Here is a 17,374-nt window from a genome sequence, read left to right as displayed (position 1 = left end):
GGTCACCCTGCCCCGCGTGGGGCAGGGTGACCGCGGTCCGCGGGCGGCGGGAGCGCCACGGGGGCGGTGCAGTTCGTCAGCCGGCCGACGGGACTGTGGCCGCGAAGGCGAGCAAGGCCCGTCCTGTGGATCGCGGCGGGTCAGTGGCCCCAGACGACCGGCTCGGACGCCGAGTCGTGGGCGGACTGCGCGCACGCGTCCGCGAGGATGTCCAGCACCGGCAGCGGGTCCGGGAGCGGAAGGTCCGGGCCGTGCCCCGGCAGCCAGTCGACGGTGTGGCCGGAGGACAACCGGGACGGGGGCAGCAGCACGTAGCTGCCGCGGCAGTGCCAGCGGACGCCCGGGTGCTCGTCGGCGGTCTCGGGGTGGCAGTCCAGTGCGCACGGCCACCACTCGTCCTCGTCGGCCGGGGTGCCGCGGGTGGCGGTGAAGAACAGCAGCCGGTCCTCGCCGAGGGCCGCGACCGGGCCGAGGGTGGCGGCGTCGGCGGTGAGCCGTGCCAGCGCGAGGCGGCCCGCTTCCGCGGGGACGTCAAGCACGTCATGCGCGGCGCCGGTGGCGGTGACGAAGTTGGCGAGCGGCTGGGTGCGCAGCCAGTGGTCGACGGCCTGCGGGTCGGTGGTGGCCTGGGTCTGCCAGGCCAGTGAGACCGGGTGCAGGCCGGGGGTGGGACAGCCGATCCGGTCGCAGGAACAGCCGAAGCCGTCGGGGTGGGCGGCGGGCGCCACGGGGTAGCCGGCGCCGGCGGCGGCCCGGGTCAGCTCGTCACGCGAGGGCGCGGGGGCGCGGGCAGCGGTACGGGCGGCCGTACGCGAGCCGCGGAAGTCCCTGGTGGGGCGGGCAGAACCTGACGCACTGTCCGTACCGCGCCGCAGCCAGCCGGACAACCTGTTCCTGCCTGCCATCGAGCTCCTTTCCTCGCCCCCGGCCCCTCCCGGTACACGGTACGCCGACGGTGGGCGACATCCTCTCCTTTGGCGGGAGTGAACACCCACCCGGGGTGGAATACTCTCCGTGGAAGAGTTTCCGACATCCTGTCGGCAACCCGCCGGCACGGTCTCGGCCCCGGAGGCAGGCCGCCCGGCACCGCCCACCACCCCGGAGGTCTCCGTGACGACGCCCTTCTCCACCGTGATCCGCGCCGCGAGCCAGGCACAGCACACCGAGGCGGAGAACTCCGCTTTCATGGGCGACCTGCTCAGCGGACGCCTCGGTGTGGAGGCGTACGGGCGATATACCGAGCAGCTCTGGTTCGTCTACCGCGCGCTGGAGGAGGGCGCCGACGCCCTCGCCGGCGACCCGGTGGCCGGGCCCTTCCTGCGGCCCGAGCTAACCCGGGTCGCCGCCCTGGAGCGCGACCTGCGCCACCTGCGCGGCGAGCACTGGCGGGACCGGGCCGCCGCGCTGCCCGCCACGGCCCGCTACGCCGCCCGTGTCACCGAGGTCGCCCACCGCTGGCCCGCCGGGTACGTGGCGCACCACTACACCCGCTATCTCGGCGATCTCTCCGGCGGCCAGGTGATCCGCGGGATCGCCGAGAAGACCTGGGGATTCCCCCGCAAGGGTGACGGGGTGCGGTTCTACGTCTTCGAGGACATCGAGAACCCCGCCGCCTTCAAGCGGGAGTACCGGGAGCTGCTGGACGCGCTGGCGGTGGACGAGCTGGAGAAGCAGCGGGTGGTGGAGGAGTGCCGGCGCGCCTTCGCACTGAACACGGGCGTGTTCGGGGCCCTGGGTGAGGTGTTTCCGCTGAGCGCGTAGCGGTCGATGAGGTTTCGGGTTCGCCGGGAAGCGTTCCGCGCGCACTTCGGGGTGCCCCGGAGGGCGGCAATTTCCTCGGCCCGCGGGTCGCGGAGGGCTGACGCCCGAGCTCCCGGAGTGGGCGGCCGAGGAACGAGGCGGCCCGCGAAGGGAGTGAGCAGGAGGACCGACCACGACGGTCGCGCGGGCGCTTCCTGGGCGCGGCAGGGCCCGGGGTACTAGGTTTCGCACGCAACCACCCTCAGAGGAGCCCCCCTTGCGCATGGCGACGCCCCGCCGGTATCTGATGTGCCCGCCGGTCCACTTCCGTGTCACGTACTCCATCAACCCCTGGATGGACCCCACCAAGCCGGTGGACCCGGCGCTCGCCCTCTTCCAGTGGGAGGACCTGCGGGACCGGTACCGCTCGCTCGGCCACACCGTGGAGATCCTGGACCCGGTGCCCGGCCTGCCCGACATGGTGTTCGCGGCGAACGGCGCCACCGTGCTGGACGGCCGGGTGCTGGGCGCCAGGTTCGCCAACCCGGAACGGAGCGGGGAGGCGCCGGCGCACCTGGAGTGGTTCCGCGCGCACGGCTTCACCGAGGTGCGCGAGCCCGTGCACGTCAACGAGGCGGAGGGCGACTTCGCCGTCACCGGCTCCTGGATCCTGGCCGGGCAGGGCTTCCGCAGCAGCCTGCGGTCCCACTCCGAGGCGCAGGAGTTCTTCGGCCGCCCGGTGATCGGCCTGGAGCTGATCGACCCCCGCTTCTACCATCTCGACACCGCCCTCGCGGTCCTGGACGACCGCGGCGACGAGGTCATGTACTACCCGGACGCCTTCTCCCCCGGCAGCCGCGCGGTCCTGGCCCGCCTCTTCCCCGACGCCCTGCTCGCCACGGAGGACGACGCCCTCGCCTTCGGCCTCAACGCCGTCAGCGACGGCCTGCACGTGCTGCTGCCGCGCGCGGCCACCGGTCTCCACGCGCCGCTGCGCGAGCGCGGCTTCGATCCTGTCCCGGTCGACCTGTCCGAGCTCCACAAGGCGGGCGGCAGTGTGAAGTGCTGCACCATGGAACTGCGGCTTCCCTGACCCGCGGGGTCGGCGGACATGCCGCGCCCTCCGGGGCACCCGGAAGCGCGCTCCCGCTCGGGCTTCCCGCTCACTCGCTCCACGGACGACCCCGTACCCCGGCCGGCCACTGCGCGAACCCGCGCGCCACCCCCATGCACAGTCACTCGGGCTTCCCGCTCACTCGCTCCACGGACGACCTCGTTCCTCGGCCGGCCACTGCGCGAGTTCGTCCGTCAGCCCTCGGCTGCGCACGGAACGTCGCCTCCCGGGTGTCCCCCGGTGGGGGCGTGCGCGGTCCACCCCACGGCCGTGCAGCACGTAAAGTGCCCGCATGAATGACCTCGCTACGTACGACGTCGTCATCGTCGGCGGCGGCCACAACGGACTGGTCGCCGCAGCGTACCTGGGGCGGGCCGGCCGCCGGGTCCTCCTGCTGGAGCGGCTGCCCGCGACCGGAGGCGCCGCCGTGTCGACCCGGGCGTTCACCGGGGTGGACGCCCGCCTGTCCCGGTACTCGTACCTGGTCAGCCTGCTGCCCCGGAAGATCGTCGACGACCTCGGGCTGCGCTTCGCGGTGCGGCGCCGCCGGATCTCCTCGTACACCCCGAGCGGCGACACCGGCCTGCTGGTGGACGCCGAGGACGCGGGCCGCACCCGCGAGCAGTTCGTCCGGCTGACCGGCTCGGACCGCGACTTCGAGGCGTGGCAGCGGTTCTACGGGATGACGCAGCACGTCGCCGAGCGGGTCTTCCCGACCCTGACCGGGCCGCTGCCGACCCGCGCGGAGCTGGAGCGTACGGTCGGCGACGGCGCGGCCTGGGAGGCCCTGTTCGAACGGCCGCTGGGCGAGACCGTGGAGGCCGTCCTCGCCGACGACCTGGTGCGCGGAGTGGTCCTCACCGACGCGCTGATCGGGACCTTCACGCACGCGCACGATCCGTCCCTGCGGCAGAACCGCTGCTTCCTGTACCACGTGATCGGCGGCGGCACCGGCGACTGGGACGTGCCGATCGGCGGGATGGGCGCGTTCACCGACGCGCTGGCGGACGCGGCCCGGGCTGCGGGCGCGGAGATCGTCACCGGCGCCGAGGTCACCTCGATCGCGACCGACGGCGTACGGGCGGAGATAACCTTCGGCGGGGCAGCCGGGACGGCGACCCGTACCGTCGGCGCCCGGAACGTGCTGGTCAACGCGTCCCCGTACACGCTCGCCGGACTGCTGGGCGAGCAGCCGCCGCCGGACAAGCCGGAAGGCGCGCAGCTCAAGGTGAACATGCTGCTGCGTCGGCTGCCGCGGCTGCGGGACACCTCGGTCGACCCGCGCGAGGCGTTCGCCGGCACCTTCCACATCGCCGAGTCGTACCGGCAGCTCCAGACGGCGTACGAGCAGGCCGCCGCGGGTCGGATACCGGACGCGCCGCCCTCGGAGATCTACTGCCACAGCCTGACCGACCCGTCGATCCTCTCCCCCGAACTGGCCGGGCAGGGCGTGCACACGCTGACCCTCTTCGGGCTGCACGCGCCCGCGCGGCTCTTCGAACACGACCCCAGGGGCGCCAAGGAGGCGCTGCTCAGGGCGACGCTGGCGCAACTGGACGCCGTACTGGCCGAACCGGTCGAGGACTGCCTCGCCGTGGACGCGGACGGGCGGCCGTGCCTGGAGGCGAAGTCACCGCTCGATGTCGAGGCGGAGGTGGGACTGCCGGGCGGGCACATCTTCCAACAGGACCTGTCGTGGCCGTACGCGGACGACGATGTGACGCATCCCGCCGGCCGGTGGGGAGTCGGCACCCGGTACGCCAACGTCTTCCTGTGCGGTGCGGGCGCGGTCCGCGGCGGCGGGGTGAGCGGCGTCCCCGGGCACAACGCGGCGATGGCGGTACTGGAGACGGCACGATGACCCCCAAGGCGACAGTGCACCCGCCCTCCGGGCGGAGGGACGGTGCGCGGCGCGCCGTCGGCCGCCAGTGGCTCGGCGGTGGCGGCAGGGACGGCCGCAAGGACGGCGGGCGGCGCGGCGGCAACTGGCACACGCTCGGCGAGGACGACGCGCCACCGGAGCGGCGCAAGTGCACCGCCGACGTGGTGGTGGACTGCGCGGTCTACCAGGACGGTGGCCGGGTGGCGTCGCTGCCGCCCGCGGAGGCGCTGGCCGAGGCACGCCGGCGCCCCGGCGGTTTCGCCTGGATCGGCCTGCACCAGCCGGACGCCGAGCACCTCGGCGAGATAGCCGAGGCCTTCGGCCTGCATCCGCTGGCCGTCGAGGACGCGGTACGGGCCCACCAGCGGCCGAAGCTGGAGCGGTACGGCGACACGCTGTTCCTCGTCCTGAAGACGATCGTCTTCGTGGAGCACGAGAGGCTGACCGCGACCAGCGAGGTGGTGGACACCGGCGAGCTGATGGTGTTCCTCGGCACGGATTTCGTGGTGGTGGTCCGGCACGGCAGCGCGCCGGGCCTGGCCGGGGTGCGGCGCGCCCTGGAGGGCCGCCCGGAGCGGCTGGCCCAGGGCCCGGTCGCGGTGCTGCACGCCATCGCCGACCAGGTCGTGGACGACTACCTGGAGGTCGCCGACGCGGTCGAGCTCGACGTGGACGAGCTGGAGTCGGACGTCTTCTCCGCCCTGCACGACGACGACGCGGAACGCATCTACCAGCTCAAGCGGGAGCTGATCGAGTTCAAGCGGGCGGTGCACCCGATGGCCCGGCCGCTCCAGCGGCTCAGCGAGGAGGCGGACCCGCTGATCGGCACGGAGATGGCCCGCTATTTCCGGGACGTCGCCGACCACCTCTCCCAGGTGCGGGAGCGGCTGGCCGGCTACGGCGAGCTGGTGGACGGCCTACTGGCGGCCAATCTCAGCCAGCTGGCCGTGCAGCAGAACGTGGACATGCGGCGGATCAGCGCGGCGGCGGCGATCCTGGCGATCCCGACGATGATCGCCGGGTTCTACGGCATGAACTTCGAGCACATGCCGGAACTGCGGTGGGCCTTCGGCTACCCCCTGATGCTCGGGGTGACGGCGACCCTGTCGGCGCTGTGCTACCGGGTCTTCCGCCGCTACGGCTGGCTCTGACCCGTTGCCGCCCCCTCGCCTCCCGGCCGCTCGGGCCCGGGACGGGGTCCCCGGACGAAGCCCGGGGGGCGTCGCTCCCGCACTCGTGCCTCGCGTGTCGCTCCTCCCCTTCGGACACCGGCGCGCTCTCCGGCCGGAGGCCGCTGATCGACACCGCGCCTCGACGGCCCATCACCACCCTCTCGCCTCCGACCGCTTCGACCCGGTGTCGACGGCCGACCGTGCTCGGTCGCTCGTCCCCCACGATCTCCGCGCGCTCTCCCCTTCGGACACCGGCGCGGTCCGCGGCCGGAGGCCGCTGATCGACACGCGCCTCGACGGCCGTACGGCGAGCCCCTTTACCAGGCGTCACCCCAGTCCGCGTCACGGGCCGCGCGGTACGCGGGGCCGTGGCGTTTGGCGACGGTGGTACGGGTCAGCCCGTCGTCCCTGGTGCACAGGTCGAGCAGTACCAGGCCCTTGCGGATCTGCGGATGGCGCACCACGCGGCTCGTAGCGGGCGCGGCGGCGGCTTCCAGGAGGACTTCCGGGGCGGCTTCCGTGACGGCTTCCGGGCGGGCGGCGGCCACGTAGCTGAACTTCTCGTCCTCGTACGGCAGCGAGCCGCCCTTGACCTGCCGGTGCAGCGAGGTGCGCTGGACGCGCGCGGCGAAGTGGCACCAGTCGCCGCCGGTGACCGGGCACTGCCGGTCGTGCGGGCAGGGCGCGAGCACGGTGAGGCCGGCCGCGATCAGCCGCTCACGGGCCTCGATGATCCGCGCGTAGCCGTCGGGGGTGCCGGGTTCGGCGATCAGCACGGCGCCGCGGGCGGCGCCGGCAGCGGCCTCGACCAGGGACGTACGGCCGCCGGGCGTCAGTTCGCCGAGCACGTACGAGACGGTGACCAGGTCGGCGGCGGGCAGCGCGGGGGCGGCGCCGAGGGGCGCGCGGGTCCACTCGGCGTCGCGTACCGCGGGCCCGGCGGCCCGGCGGGCGAGCGCGCGGCCGAGCGTGAGGGCGGCCTGCGACCAGTCGAGGACGGTGCTGCGATGGGCGCCCTCCGGCCAGGCGTCGCCCACCGCCCAGGTGGCCGCGCCGGTGCCGCCGCCCAGGTCCAGGTGGGTGCCGGGGGTCCAGTCGCCGGCCCGGGCGCGGAACGCGGCGAGCGCCGAGCGGACGGCCGCGTACGTCGCCGGCATCCGGTACGCGGCGTAGGCGGTGACATCGGCGGCGTCCCGCAGGACGGGCGCGGCGGTCGGGGTCGTACCCCGGTAGCTCTCGATCAGCCGCTGCACCTGCGCGGACGCATGCCCCGGTGCGGTGGCGTGGAGCTGTTCGGTGAGGGCCGCGCGCAGATCGCCGGGCAGGTGAACGGTGGACACAAACGTCAACTCTAAGGGGCCGCGCCCTGGTGACAGACCCCTTACGTACGGTGGTCCGACCGCCCTTGTGCACGCGGTTGCCGCCCGTGGGCCACAGGCACGCCGACTCGGTCATGGCATCCTGAATCCGTGTGTTCCGCAGCGAACACACACCGTGTTGGCTTAGCGTCCCATGTGTCACGGTGCCCCAGTCCTTGGGGAAGTGCTGGAGCGCCAGTCGCTCGCGATGTGCCAGGGGGGTCCATGCGGCGGATCCGAACACACCGGGCCGTACCGGTCGTTCCGATGGAGGGTGCGGCGAGACAGGGGCGGAGCACGACTCCGCGTCCGCCGAGTCCCCGAACGCCGGGTTCCCCCGGTGCTCTCGGCATGCCCCGGCCTCACCGCCCATCCGTGCGGTACGCCGGCCCGCACGGCGAGCACGCCCCACGCCGGGCGCACCGGCGCTACGGCGACAAGGCCCGCTGGTACCTGCCGCTCGCGCTGGCCACCGACGCGCTCGGCGTCGCCCTGCCGGCGCTCTTCGTCCTCACCCTCGCCCGGCAGCCGCACCCGCTGGTCTGCGCCCTGGTCGCGGCGGCGGCCTGGATCTGCGTACGAGCCCTGCGCCGCCGTTACGCGGCGGGCCTCATCGGCGAGGCGCGCGGCGCGCTGCCGGTACTCGGCGACTGGCTCGCGCTGATCGGCGTGCTCGCCGTCCTGCACACCGCGTGCGGCGAGGTGGCCGAACCGTCGCTCGCGCTGGCCGGGCTGACCGCGGGCCCGCTGTTCACACTGGCCGGCCGGGTGGTGACGCACCGGCACCTGATCTCGGCGCGGCGTTCCGCGCAGGCCGTCCGCCGGGTGCTGGTGATCGGCGAACCGGGCACCGTCGACGACGTGGTGGGCCATCTCGCGGCCAGGACCGAGCACGCGTACGTGGTGGTCGGGGTGGTCCCGGTGGGCGGCGCCGAGCCGGCGTGCGGGGCCCCGGTCGCCGGGCGCCTCGGCCCGGTCGATCCGCGGCAGCCCGGCGAGGACGCGTCCGTCGTCCTGGGCGCGGTCCGCGAACTGGGCGCGGAACGCGTGCTGGTGGCCCCCGGGCCGCTGCTCTCGGCGCAACGGCTGCGCCGCCTGTCGTGGGCGCTGCACGACTCGGGCGTCCCGGTGGCGGTGCTCCCCGGTCTGGTCGATGTGGCGGTGCGCCGCGTCCAGCTGGACGCGGCGGCCGGGCTGGTCCTGCTGCACATCGCCCCGCCGACCCGGCGCGGCCCCCAGGTGGTGCTGAAAGCCGCCGTCGACCGCGTCGGCGCCGCCTTCGGACTGCTCCTGCTCGCCCCGCTGTTCGCCGTGATCGCCCTGGCCGTCCGCGGCACCTCACCCGGCCCGGTCTTCCACCGCCAGACCCGCTGCGGGCGGAACGGCAGGCCGTTCACCCTGTGGAAGTTCCGCACCATGGTGGTCGACGCCGAGGCCCGCAAGGACGAACTGTCGGCCGCCAACGAGAACGACGGGCCGATGTTCAAGATGCGCCGCGACCCCCGTGTCACCGGCGTCGGCCGGCTCCTGCGCCGCTGCTCCCTCGACGAACTCCCCCAGCTCCTCAACGTCCTCACCGGCGACATGTCCCTCGTCGGCCCGCGCCCGCCCCTCCCCGACGAAGTCGCCCGCTACAACGAGGTCGAACTCCGCCGCCTCACCGTCAGGCCCGGCCTCACCGGCCTCTGGCAGATCAGCGGCCGAAGCGAACTCTCGTGGGACGAAACCCTCCAGCTCGACCTCCGCTACGTCGACAACTGGTCCTTCACCACCGACCTCGACGTCATGGCCCGCACCCCCCGCGCCGTCGTCGACGGCCGGGGGGCGTACTAGGTGTTCTGTCCGGGGAGGTTGGGCACTTCGCAGGTCACAGAGCAAGCCTCTGCGCAAGACGGCTGCTGCCGGGCGTCGCGACGGGGGCGAACTCCGGCCGGCGCGGCACCAGGCGCGTCAGCGGGCCGGCGAGCCCGCGGTGGCTCGCCAGTGGTCGTAGACGGCGGAGATGCCGTCGCGGAGCGGGATGCGGGGGTGCCAGCCGAGGGCGCGGAGGCGGGAGGTGTCGAGGAGTTTGCGGGGGGTGCCGTCGGGCTTGCCGGTGTCCCAGGCGATGGTGCCGCGGTAGCCGACCACGTCGCGTACGGTCTCGGCGAGGGCCCGGATGGTGAGGTCCTCGCCGCAGCCGACGTTGACCGGGTCGTCGCCGTCGTAGGAGTTCAGCAGCAGGGCGCAGGCCGCGGCGAGGTCGTCGACGTGCAGGAACTCGCGGCGCGGGGTGCCGGATCCCCAGAGGGTCAGTCGCGGGACGCCGTCGCGTTCGGCCTCGTGGAAGCGGCGGATCAGCGCGGGCAGGACGTGCGAGGTCTCCAGGTCGAAGTTGTCGCCGGGGCCGTAGAGGTTGGTGGGCATCGCGGAGATGTAGGAGGCGCCGTACTGCCTGCGGTAGGACTGGATCTGGACGATACCGGCGATCTTGGCCAGCGCGTATGCCTCGTTGGTGGGCTCCAGGGGGCCGGTGAGCAGGGCCTCTTCGCGGATCGGCTGCTCGGCGAGCTTGGGGTAGATGCAACTGGAGCCCAGGAAGAGCGACCTGGGCACCCCCGCCCGGTGGGCGCCGGCGATCACGCTGAGCTGGATGAGCAGGTTGTCCTCCAGGAACTGCACGGGATACGTGGAGTTGGCCATGATCCCGCCGACCCGGGCGGCGGCCAGCACCACAGCGTCCGGCCGGGCCTGCCGCAGGTACGCCGCGGTCGCCGCGGCGTCCCGCAGGTCGAGTTCGGCCCGGGTGCGGGCCAGCACCTCATGGCCGTCCGCGGTGAGGCGGCGGGCCACCGCGGACCCGACGAGGCCCCGATGCCCGGCGACGAAAATCCGAGCCCTGGCCGGGAGGAGTTCTGTCATGCTAGGGAATTCTGCCAGCCCGGCTACGGCACAGTTGAGCGAACAGCGGGGGGAACCCACGTGGGCAAGACCGCCCTCATCACCGGAGTGACGGGACAGGACGGCTCCTACCTGGCCGAACTGCTGCTGTCCAAGGGCTATACCGTGCACGGGATCGTACGCCGCTCCTCGTCGTTCAACACCGAGCGGATCGACCACATCTACCAGGACCCGCAGGAGCAGAACCGCTCCTTCCTACTGCACCACGCCGACCTGACCGACGGCGTCGCCCTGGTGAACCTGCTGCGCGACATCCGGCCCGACGAGGTCTACAACCTCGGTGCCCAGTCCCATGTCCGGGTCTCCTTCGACGCGCCGCTCTACACCGGGGACGTGACCGGCCTGTCCGCGCTGCGGCTGCTGGAGGCGGTACGGGCCAGCGGCACGCGGGCCCGCGTCTACCAGGCGTCCTCCTCCGAGATGTTCGGTGCCGCCCCACCCCCGCAGAACGAGCGCACCCCGTTCCACCCGCGCAGCCCGTACGGCTGCGCCAAGGTCTTCGGCTACTGGGCGACGGTCAACTACCGTGAGGCGTACGGGATGTACGCGGCCAACGGCATCCTCTTCAACCACGAGTCGCCGCGCCGCGGCGAGACCTTCGTGACCCGCAAGATCACCCGGGCCGTCGCCCGGATCAAGGCCGGCCTCCAGGACCGCCTCTACCTCGGCAACCTCGACGCGGTCCGCGACTGGGGCTACGCGCCGGAGTACGTGGAGGCGATGTGGCGGATGCTCCAGCGTGACGAGCCCGACGACTACGTGGTGGCGACCGGAGAAGCCGCCACCGTACGGCAGTTCGTCGAGATCGCCTTCGGCCACGCCGGCCTGGACTGGGCCGAGCACGTCCGCTACGACCCCAAGTACGAGCGGCCCAGCGAGGTGGCCGCGCTGATCGGCGACGCGGCCAAGGCCCGCGACCTGCTCGGCTGGGAACCCCGGGTCAAGGTCACCGAACTGGCCCGGATCATGGTGGACGCGGACATCCGCCAACTCGCCGACCAGCTCGCCGGCACGACGGTCCGCATCGACCGCTGACCCGAATCACCGCTCACCCGGAACGCCGGCCCGCAACGGCACGACGCACGCGGAGGAACCCCGACCCCATGACCCCCGATCCGGCGACCAGGCTGCCCCTGGTGGTGGTGATACCGACCAGGAACGAGGCGGAGAACATCGCCCGTACCGTCTCCTCGGTCATCGACCATGTGCAGGCGGTGGTCGTGGTCGACTCGCACTCCACCGACGGCACCCGCCAGATCGCCGCCGGGCTGGGCGCGGAGGTGGTCGAGTACACCTGGGACGGCCGTTACCCGAAGAAGAAGCAGTGGTGCCTGGACCACGTGCGTCCGGAGATCCCGTGGCTGCTCTTCCTCGACGGGGACGAGACGCCCAGCCCTGAGCTGCTGGAGGAGCTGCGGGCGGTCTTCGCGGACGGGCCGCCGTCGGTGGCGGCCTTCGACATACCGCTCGGGTACTGGTTCGCCGGGCGGCGGCTGCGGCACGGGCACACCATCGTCAAACGGGCCCTGATGGATCGCACCCGCTGCCGTTTCCCGCAGGTCGGGGACCTGGACGCGCCGGGCATGGGCGAGCAGGAGGGCCACTACCAGCCGGTCGCGGAGTCCGCGGCCCGGCTGCGCTCCCCCATCGAGCACGAGGACCTGGACCCGGTGCGGACCTGGTTCGAGCGGCACAACCGCTACTCGGACTGGGAGGCGTGGCTGGAGCTGAACCCGCGGGTCAAGGAGGAGATCCGCCAGGTCAAGACCCGGCAGGGCCGGATCTTCCACAAGGCGCCGCTCAAGCCGCTGCTGTCCTTCGCGTACGCCTACGTCTACCGGCGCGGCTTCCTGGACGGCCGGGCGGGGCTGGACTACGCGCTGGCGATGAGCTTCTACCGCTGGCAGATCGGGGTGAAGGCGCGGGAGCGGCGAGGTGGCTCGCGCTGAGTGGGGGGTGCGGGCCCGCGCCGGTGCCTACGCGCGTACGCCCTCGTACACCTCCAGCAGCGTGTCCGCCACGGCGCCGATCGAGAAGCGGTCGCGGCTCAGCCGCCAGGCCGCGTCGGAGGCCTCCTGGTTCGCGGCCGGGTCGAGGAGTTCCAGGATCGCCCGGCCGATCAGGGGGCCGTTGTCCGCGTCCGGGCGGCTGTCGGTGAGCCGGCCCGCGCCCGCCGCCGCCACGTCCGGCGAGAGGCCGCCGGTGCGGGTGACCACCACCGGCAGGCCCACCGACATGGCCTCCAGGACCGAGACGGCGAACGGCTCGACGACGGACGGCAGTACGTAGACGTCCGAGCGCCGCAGTTGATCCAGCACCTGCTCGTGCCCGAGCGCGCCGACGCAGCGCAGCGCGGCGGACACCCCGAGCCGGGCCGCCAGTTCCCGCAGCGGGCCGGTCAGGCCGCCGGTGTCCGGACCGGCCAGGACGAACCGCGCGTCGGGGTGCGTGGCGAGCACGGTCGGGATCGCGGAGACGAAGTCCTCGGGCCGCTTCCGCTGCTGCACCCGGGCCAGGTAGAGCACGGTCGGCGGGCGGTCGCCGCGCGGCGGGCGGCGCTCCTGGAGGGCGACGCCGTTGACGAGCCGGTGGAAGGTCCGCAGCGGGGTGCCGGGCACCACGGCCTGCACGCCGTCGCGTTCCTCCGCCGTCAGATGCAGGATCGCGTCGGCCCGGCGCAGCACCCGCTTCAGGCCGAGGACGTCCACGGCTTTCGCGAACCGCTTGTCGGTCGGGTCGATCATGCCGTGCGTCTGCACCACCAGCGGCACCCCGGCCGCCAGCGCGATCATCGCGAACGGCAGCGTGATCAGGTCCCGCATGAGGTGGACGTGGACGATGTCGGCGGACCGCGCCATGCGCCGGGCCCGCAGCAGCAGCCCCGGCGAGGTGATCCCGCTGACCTCGAAGGCGGGCAGCACGTGCCGGGCCTGGTGGAGGTGGGCCGGCACACCCTCCACCTCGGCCGGCAGCGGCCCGGTGAAGCCGTCGCCGAGGGTCGCGATCCGCGCGTCCACGCCCTTGGCGCGCAGCTCCTGGGACAGGCCCAGCGCCACCCGCGTCGGCCCGCCGAAGTCGTGGGTCGGCGTGTGCAGGGTGACCACGTGCAGAACCCTCACGACCGCGTCACCTCCCCGGTGTTCCCCGTTCCCTGACCGGCGGTCCCCCACCGGGCGGCGCCCCCCGGCCGCCGTCGGCCCACCCTAGCGGCGCGCCGGCGCAGTTCGCCCCGTCGCGACGCCCGGCACGGCACCTCACGGCGCCGCACCGACCGGGCAGGCCCACGACGAGGCCGATCCGGCGCCCTGCGGCGCACCGCACCGGACACTGCTCCCCGACGGGCACCCCCGACCGACGGCTCGGCACCGGCGGCGCGCGGCCGCGTGTACGCCGCCGCGTACGGCCGTCCGCTACGGCATGCGGGCGACCGCGCGCGAACCGCCGCGGCCGGGACCGATGAGTTTCCGGGGCCGGATCCGTCTACAGGGCGAAGACGCAACCGCACACCACGCACACCACGGAGGAAGCGATGACGGAGACCGGATTCACCACATGCCTGTGGTTCGACGGGCAGGCCGAGGAGGCGGCCGACTACTACACCTCGATCTTCAAGAACTCCGAGCGGGGCAAGGTCGGCCACGTCACCGAGGCGGGACCGGGCGAGCCCGGCTCCGTGCTCGTGGTGGAGTTCACCGCGAACGGCCAGAAGTTCGTGGCGCTCAACGGCGGCCCCGAGTTCACCTTCAACGAGTCCATCTCGTTCCAGGTCCGCTGCAAGGACCAGGAGGAGATCGACTACTACTGGACCAGGCTCACCGAGGGCGGCGGCGAGGAGGTCCAGTGCGGCTGGCTCAAGGACCGCTACGGGGTGTCCTGGCAGGTCTTCCCCTCCGTACTGCTGGACTGGGTGAGCGACCCGGACCCGGAGAAGGCCGCGCGGGCCACCCGGGCGATGCTGTCGATGAAGAAGTTCGACGTCGAGGCGCTGCGGAAGGCGTACGAGGGCGGCTGACCGCCCGTAGACTCGCGGCGGGGATGCGGGCCGGGCGCGCCCGGTCAGTCTCGTGACCTCGCGGGTCGGTCGCGGTCGGTCGTGGGCAGTCGCGGTCGGTTGCGGCCCGTCGCGGTCGGCGGAAGGGGGCGGTGCCATGGCGTCGGGCGTGCCGGACGGCCTGCGGCGTGCCGCGTCCCGCACCGCCGCGCCCGTCCCCGCCGCCCCAGGCCTGCCACGCGCCGCTCTCTCCGGCGCGCTGGCCGTACCGCTGGTGATCGCGCTGGTCGGTTTCCTGCCCGCCTACGTGACCGCGCAGCCCGGCACCGGCACCAGGGACACCGCGTACTGGCTCCAGCTCGCCCTGACCGTCTACGCGGGCGGGCGGCTGTCCACCATGGTGCTGGCCCGCCGCCGGCGGCTGATCCAGGGCGCCTTCTGGCTCTTCGTCTACGTGGCCATGGGTGTGGCGCCGCTGGCCCAGCAGGTGATCGGGCAGGTGCCGACCCCGGTGGTCGGCCCGGCCTCCGACACGGCCTCGGCGATCGCCCTGGTGCTGGCCGGGTGCATCGCCTTCGACGTCGGCGCGCTGGCCGCCGGGCGCCTGCCCGCTGCCCGGCCGGGCAGGGCCCGGCCGCAGGCGTCGGTGTCGCGGCGCCGGCTGTGGCTGCTGGTCGCGGTGGCGTATCTGGGCAGCGCGGTGTGCGTCGCGATGCTCGGCGGACCCGCGGTGTTCTTCACCAGCCGGCAGGGCATCAGCGAGTCGGTGCGGGCCGGCGGGCTGACCGGCAGCGGCGGTGACAGCCATGTGGGCTCCGCGCTCGTCCGCGGCTTCGGCACCGTGCCCGCGCTGCTCGCGCTGCTCCTGCTGATCCGCTGGATGATCACCTCGCGGGTGGCCCGCCGCACCCCGGCGGCGATCGCCGCGCTCGCCGGGCTCGTGGTGATCAACGTGATCGTCAACAACCCGGTCACCAACCCGCGGTACTGGTTCCTGACCGTGGTCTTCTCGCTCCTGTTCACCGCCTTCCCGAAGAGCCCGGTGGTGTACCGCACCGCGCTGATCTCCGGCGTGGTCGTGGCGTTGCTGCTCTTCCCGTTCCTGGACCGGTTCCGGTACGAGGCCGGGGCCCAGCGCCGGATGGCGGCGTCGTCGGTGCTGGAGCCGCTGACACTCAAGGACTACGACCAGACGGGGATGTTCGCGAACACCCTCAGCTACGTGAAGGCGGGCGCCGGGCACTCCGGCGGGCGTCAACTCGCAGCGGACGTGCTGTTCTTCGTGCCCCGCTCGGTGTGGCACGGCAAGCCGCCGGACTCCGGGGTGCGGGTCGGCCGGTGGATGGGCATGACCAACACCAATCTGTCGTCGCCGCTGTGGGCCGAACTGTGGCTGGACTTCGGCCCGGCGGGCATGACCGGCGGCTTTCTGGCGATCGGCTGGCTGAGCGGGCGCGGCGACCGCCGGTACGCGCGGCGCACCCTGGAGCAGGGCCGTCCCGGCACGATGGCGGCCGTGGTGGTCCCGCTGGTCGCCGGGTACTCCTTCATCCTGCTGCGCGGGCCGCTGCTCCAGGCCGCGGGGCGGATCGGGATCGCGGCGCTGTGTCTGGCGCTGGTCATCACGTTCAGCGAGGACCGGCGGAGGGTTCTGCCCTGACGTCCGCTTCGGCCCGGTCCGTGGCGGGTGCCGGGGCGCGCCGGACGGACGTGATCCGCCGCCACAGCGCGCCCGCCTTGAGCGCGGAACCCAGGCACAGGCCCCACGCGGCGCCCCGCACGCCGTCCAGCCGGTAGCCGGCCAGCAGGAAGACGACCGAGGCCAGCGAGAAGACCACCTGGATCGGCAGGGTGGCGCGGGGCCGCAGCACCCGCAGGGTGAGCAGCGCGCTGGTACCGAGCGCGATACCGGCGTACTGGCTGCCCGAGGCGGGCAGCAGCGCGGCGGACGAGGCCCAGGTGTCGCCGAGGAGCCGGCGTCCCACGTGGTCGGGCAGCAGCATCAGGACGACCGTCCAGGCCACGGCGGTCCAGGCCAGTGCGATGCCGAGTACGGCGGTCGCCCGGACCTTGTCGTCGGTGCCGCGGACCCGGCCCAGCAGCGGGGGGCCGAACGCGGTCGCCGAGTTGAACAGAACGTTCATCGGCCCGAACAGGGTGGTGGCCCCGCGCAGCGCCCCGACCGCCAGTGGCGCGGCGAACAGGCCGAGCCCGATCACGGCGAGCTGGCCGGCTGCGTTGGCCACCCCGAACTCCACGACGAACCGCCGCCCCAGGTGCCCTCGTCGTAGGTACCCGCCCACGTCGACAGGTGCGTCCTTGACCCGCGGCCACAGCAGCGCGCCCCCCACCACCAGCGCGGGCAGCGCGGACACACCCCACACGGCCACCAGCCGCGCGGCCCCCGCACCCTGGGGCTGCGCCGCCAGCGCGGGCACCACCACCAGTAGCCGTACGGTGTCCGCGGCCAGCGCACAGTGCGGCAGCCGCAGCGCGGAGAAGCAGTACCGCAGCCCGTCCTGCGTCAACACCACCGGCAGCACCAGCCCCAGCACGGCGAGCCCCCGCGCGGTCCCCCCGCCCACGAACGCCAGGCCCCCGGCCATCCCCGCCCCCACCACCGTGGCGGCCCCCGCGGTGAACACCACCGCGGACCGGCACGCCGCCCGCACCCGCGCCGATCCGCGCTCCAGCACGAGCGCCTGGCCCACGTACGACACGTTGAGCCCCAGCAGCACGGTGAACACCATGTAGACCATCGAGAACACGGAGAAGGCGGCAGCGGACGACAGCCGTGCGGCCACGACGAGCACGACGATGTTGGTGAACGCGGAGACGGCCTGATCGGCGACGGAGGCGAGCACGGCCAGTCCGGTGCCTGCGCCGGGCACGGCGTCGGGCCCGTCCGGCGGACCGGCGGCGGAGGACTCCGGCTGGGCGCCGCGGCCGTCACCCGGCGTGGACGCGCCCGTGCCTCCGGCGGTCGCGAGCCCGGCGCCGGCGCCGGGCTCCGCCCCCCGGGCTTCCCGGTAGGCCGAGCCTGCGCCCCGCCCGCCCGGATACGGCTGTCCCCCGCCCGGACCGGGCGGTCCGACCGCCACGTCGTCCCGGCGCCACGCGGCAGGGACGAGACCGGCCCCCGGGCCGTCGGCACGCGGCCGGTCCGCGATCGCACCG

The 17,374-nt window shown here is 73.8% G+C and carries 13 protein-coding genes and 1 pseudogene; 9 read left to right on the top strand and 5 right to left on the bottom strand.

Going from position 1 to position 17,374, the window contains the following annotated elements; genetic code table 11:
* Nucleotides 1-140: 140 nt before the first annotated feature.
* Nucleotides 141-905 (bottom strand): bifunctional DNA primase/polymerase, encoded by a 765-nt coding sequence (locus VIW71_RS18720; protein WP_331623492.1) that lies wholly within the window; start codon nucleotides 903-905, stop codon nucleotides 141-143.
* A gap of 205 nt (nucleotides 906-1,110) precedes the next feature.
* Here VIW71_RS18720 and VIW71_RS18715 point away from each other — a divergent pair, with 205 nt between their 5' ends.
* The 4 genes and pseudogenes from VIW71_RS18715 (at nucleotide 1,111) to VIW71_RS18700 (ending at nucleotide 5,887) form a co-directional block, all read left to right on the top strand.
* Nucleotides 1,111-1,761, top strand: coding sequence for a heme oxygenase (biliverdin-producing) (locus tag VIW71_RS18715; protein WP_331623491.1), 651 nt, complete (start codon nucleotides 1,111-1,113; stop codon nucleotides 1,759-1,761).
* A 253-nt stretch (nucleotides 1,762-2,014) separates the two neighbouring features.
* Nucleotides 2,015-2,833: pseudogene (gene ddaH / locus VIW71_RS18710) on the top strand (dimethylargininase); the annotation flags it as partial.
* Nucleotides 2,834-3,146: 313 nt separating this feature from the next.
* Nucleotides 3,147-4,715, top strand: a complete 1,569-nt coding sequence (locus VIW71_RS18705) for a phytoene desaturase family protein (protein WP_331623489.1) — start codon at nucleotides 3,147-3,149, stop codon at nucleotides 4,713-4,715.
* A complete protein-coding gene (locus VIW71_RS18700) occupies nucleotides 4,712-5,887 on the top strand; it encodes a magnesium and cobalt transport protein CorA (RefSeq protein ID WP_331623488.1) in 1,176 nt (391 codons plus the stop codon). The genes VIW71_RS18705 and VIW71_RS18700 overlap by 4 nt, the downstream gene beginning before the upstream one ends.
* Before the next feature lie 338 nt (nucleotides 5,888-6,225).
* Here VIW71_RS18700 and VIW71_RS18695 read toward each other — a convergent pair whose 3' ends face one another.
* Entirely contained in the window at nucleotides 6,226-7,248 is a 1,023-nt protein-coding gene (locus tag VIW71_RS18695) for a small ribosomal subunit Rsm22 family protein (RefSeq protein WP_414720780.1), read from the bottom strand.
* 369 nt (nucleotides 7,249-7,617) lie between these two features.
* On the opposite strand from VIW71_RS18695, the gene VIW71_RS18690 reads away from it, so the two are divergent.
* The gene (locus VIW71_RS18690; protein ID WP_331623487.1) at nucleotides 7,618-9,099 is read left to right on the top strand and encodes a sugar transferase; all 1,482 of its coding nucleotides are present in this window, start codon (nucleotides 7,618-7,620) and stop codon (nucleotides 9,097-9,099) included.
* Between the two features lie 117 nt (nucleotides 9,100-9,216).
* On the opposite strand, the gene VIW71_RS18685 is transcribed toward VIW71_RS18690, so the two are convergent.
* Nucleotides 9,217-10,167 carry a GDP-L-fucose synthase family protein gene (locus VIW71_RS18685; protein ID WP_331623486.1) on the bottom strand — a complete coding sequence of 317 codons (951 nt, stop codon included), beginning with the start codon at nucleotides 10,165-10,167 and terminating at the stop codon, nucleotides 9,217-9,219.
* 60 nt (nucleotides 10,168-10,227) lie between these two features.
* Between VIW71_RS18685 and gmd the strand changes: the two genes are divergently transcribed.
* Both gmd and VIW71_RS18675 read left to right on the top strand, forming a co-directional pair.
* On the top strand, nucleotides 10,228-11,241 hold the full coding sequence (gmd, locus tag VIW71_RS18680) for a GDP-mannose 4,6-dehydratase (protein WP_331623485.1): 1,014 nt from the start codon (nucleotides 10,228-10,230) through the stop codon (nucleotides 11,239-11,241).
* Nucleotides 11,242-11,309: 68 nt separating this feature from the next.
* Nucleotides 11,310-12,155 carry a glycosyltransferase family 2 protein gene (locus tag VIW71_RS18675; protein WP_331623484.1) on the top strand — a complete coding sequence of 282 codons (846 nt, stop codon included), beginning with the start codon at nucleotides 11,310-11,312 and terminating at the stop codon, nucleotides 12,153-12,155.
* Between the two features lie 27 nt (nucleotides 12,156-12,182).
* On the opposite strand, the gene VIW71_RS18670 is transcribed toward VIW71_RS18675, so the two are convergent.
* Nucleotides 12,183-13,325, bottom strand: a complete 1,143-nt coding sequence (locus tag VIW71_RS18670; RefSeq protein WP_331623483.1) for a glycosyltransferase — start codon at nucleotides 13,323-13,325, stop codon at nucleotides 12,183-12,185.
* A gap of 410 nt (nucleotides 13,326-13,735) precedes the next feature.
* Here VIW71_RS18670 and VIW71_RS18665 point away from each other — a divergent pair, with 410 nt between their 5' ends.
* Nucleotides 13,736-14,218 (top strand): VOC family protein, encoded by a 483-nt coding sequence (locus VIW71_RS18665; RefSeq protein ID WP_331623482.1) that lies wholly within the window; start codon nucleotides 13,736-13,738, stop codon nucleotides 14,216-14,218.
* A 136-nt stretch (nucleotides 14,219-14,354) separates the two neighbouring features.
* On the top strand, nucleotides 14,355-15,857 hold the full coding sequence (locus VIW71_RS18660; RefSeq protein ID WP_331623481.1) for a hypothetical protein: 1,503 nt from the start codon (nucleotides 14,355-14,357) through the stop codon (nucleotides 15,855-15,857).
* Here the strand turns inward: VIW71_RS18660 and VIW71_RS18655 are convergent.
* A complete protein-coding gene (locus tag VIW71_RS18655) occupies nucleotides 15,826-17,088 on the bottom strand; it encodes a hypothetical protein (protein WP_331623480.1) in 1,263 nt (420 codons plus the stop codon). The genes VIW71_RS18660 and VIW71_RS18655 overlap by 32 nt on opposite strands.
* Between the last annotated feature and the right edge of the window lie 286 nt (nucleotides 17,089-17,374).

Source organism: Streptomyces sp. (genome assembly GCF_036524955.1).
Lineage (GTDB): Bacteria > Actinomycetota > Actinomycetes > Streptomycetales > Streptomycetaceae > Actinacidiphila.
The sequence above is the reverse complement of the archived record's forward strand: the minus strand, read 5'-3'. Positions and strand labels throughout refer to the sequence as shown.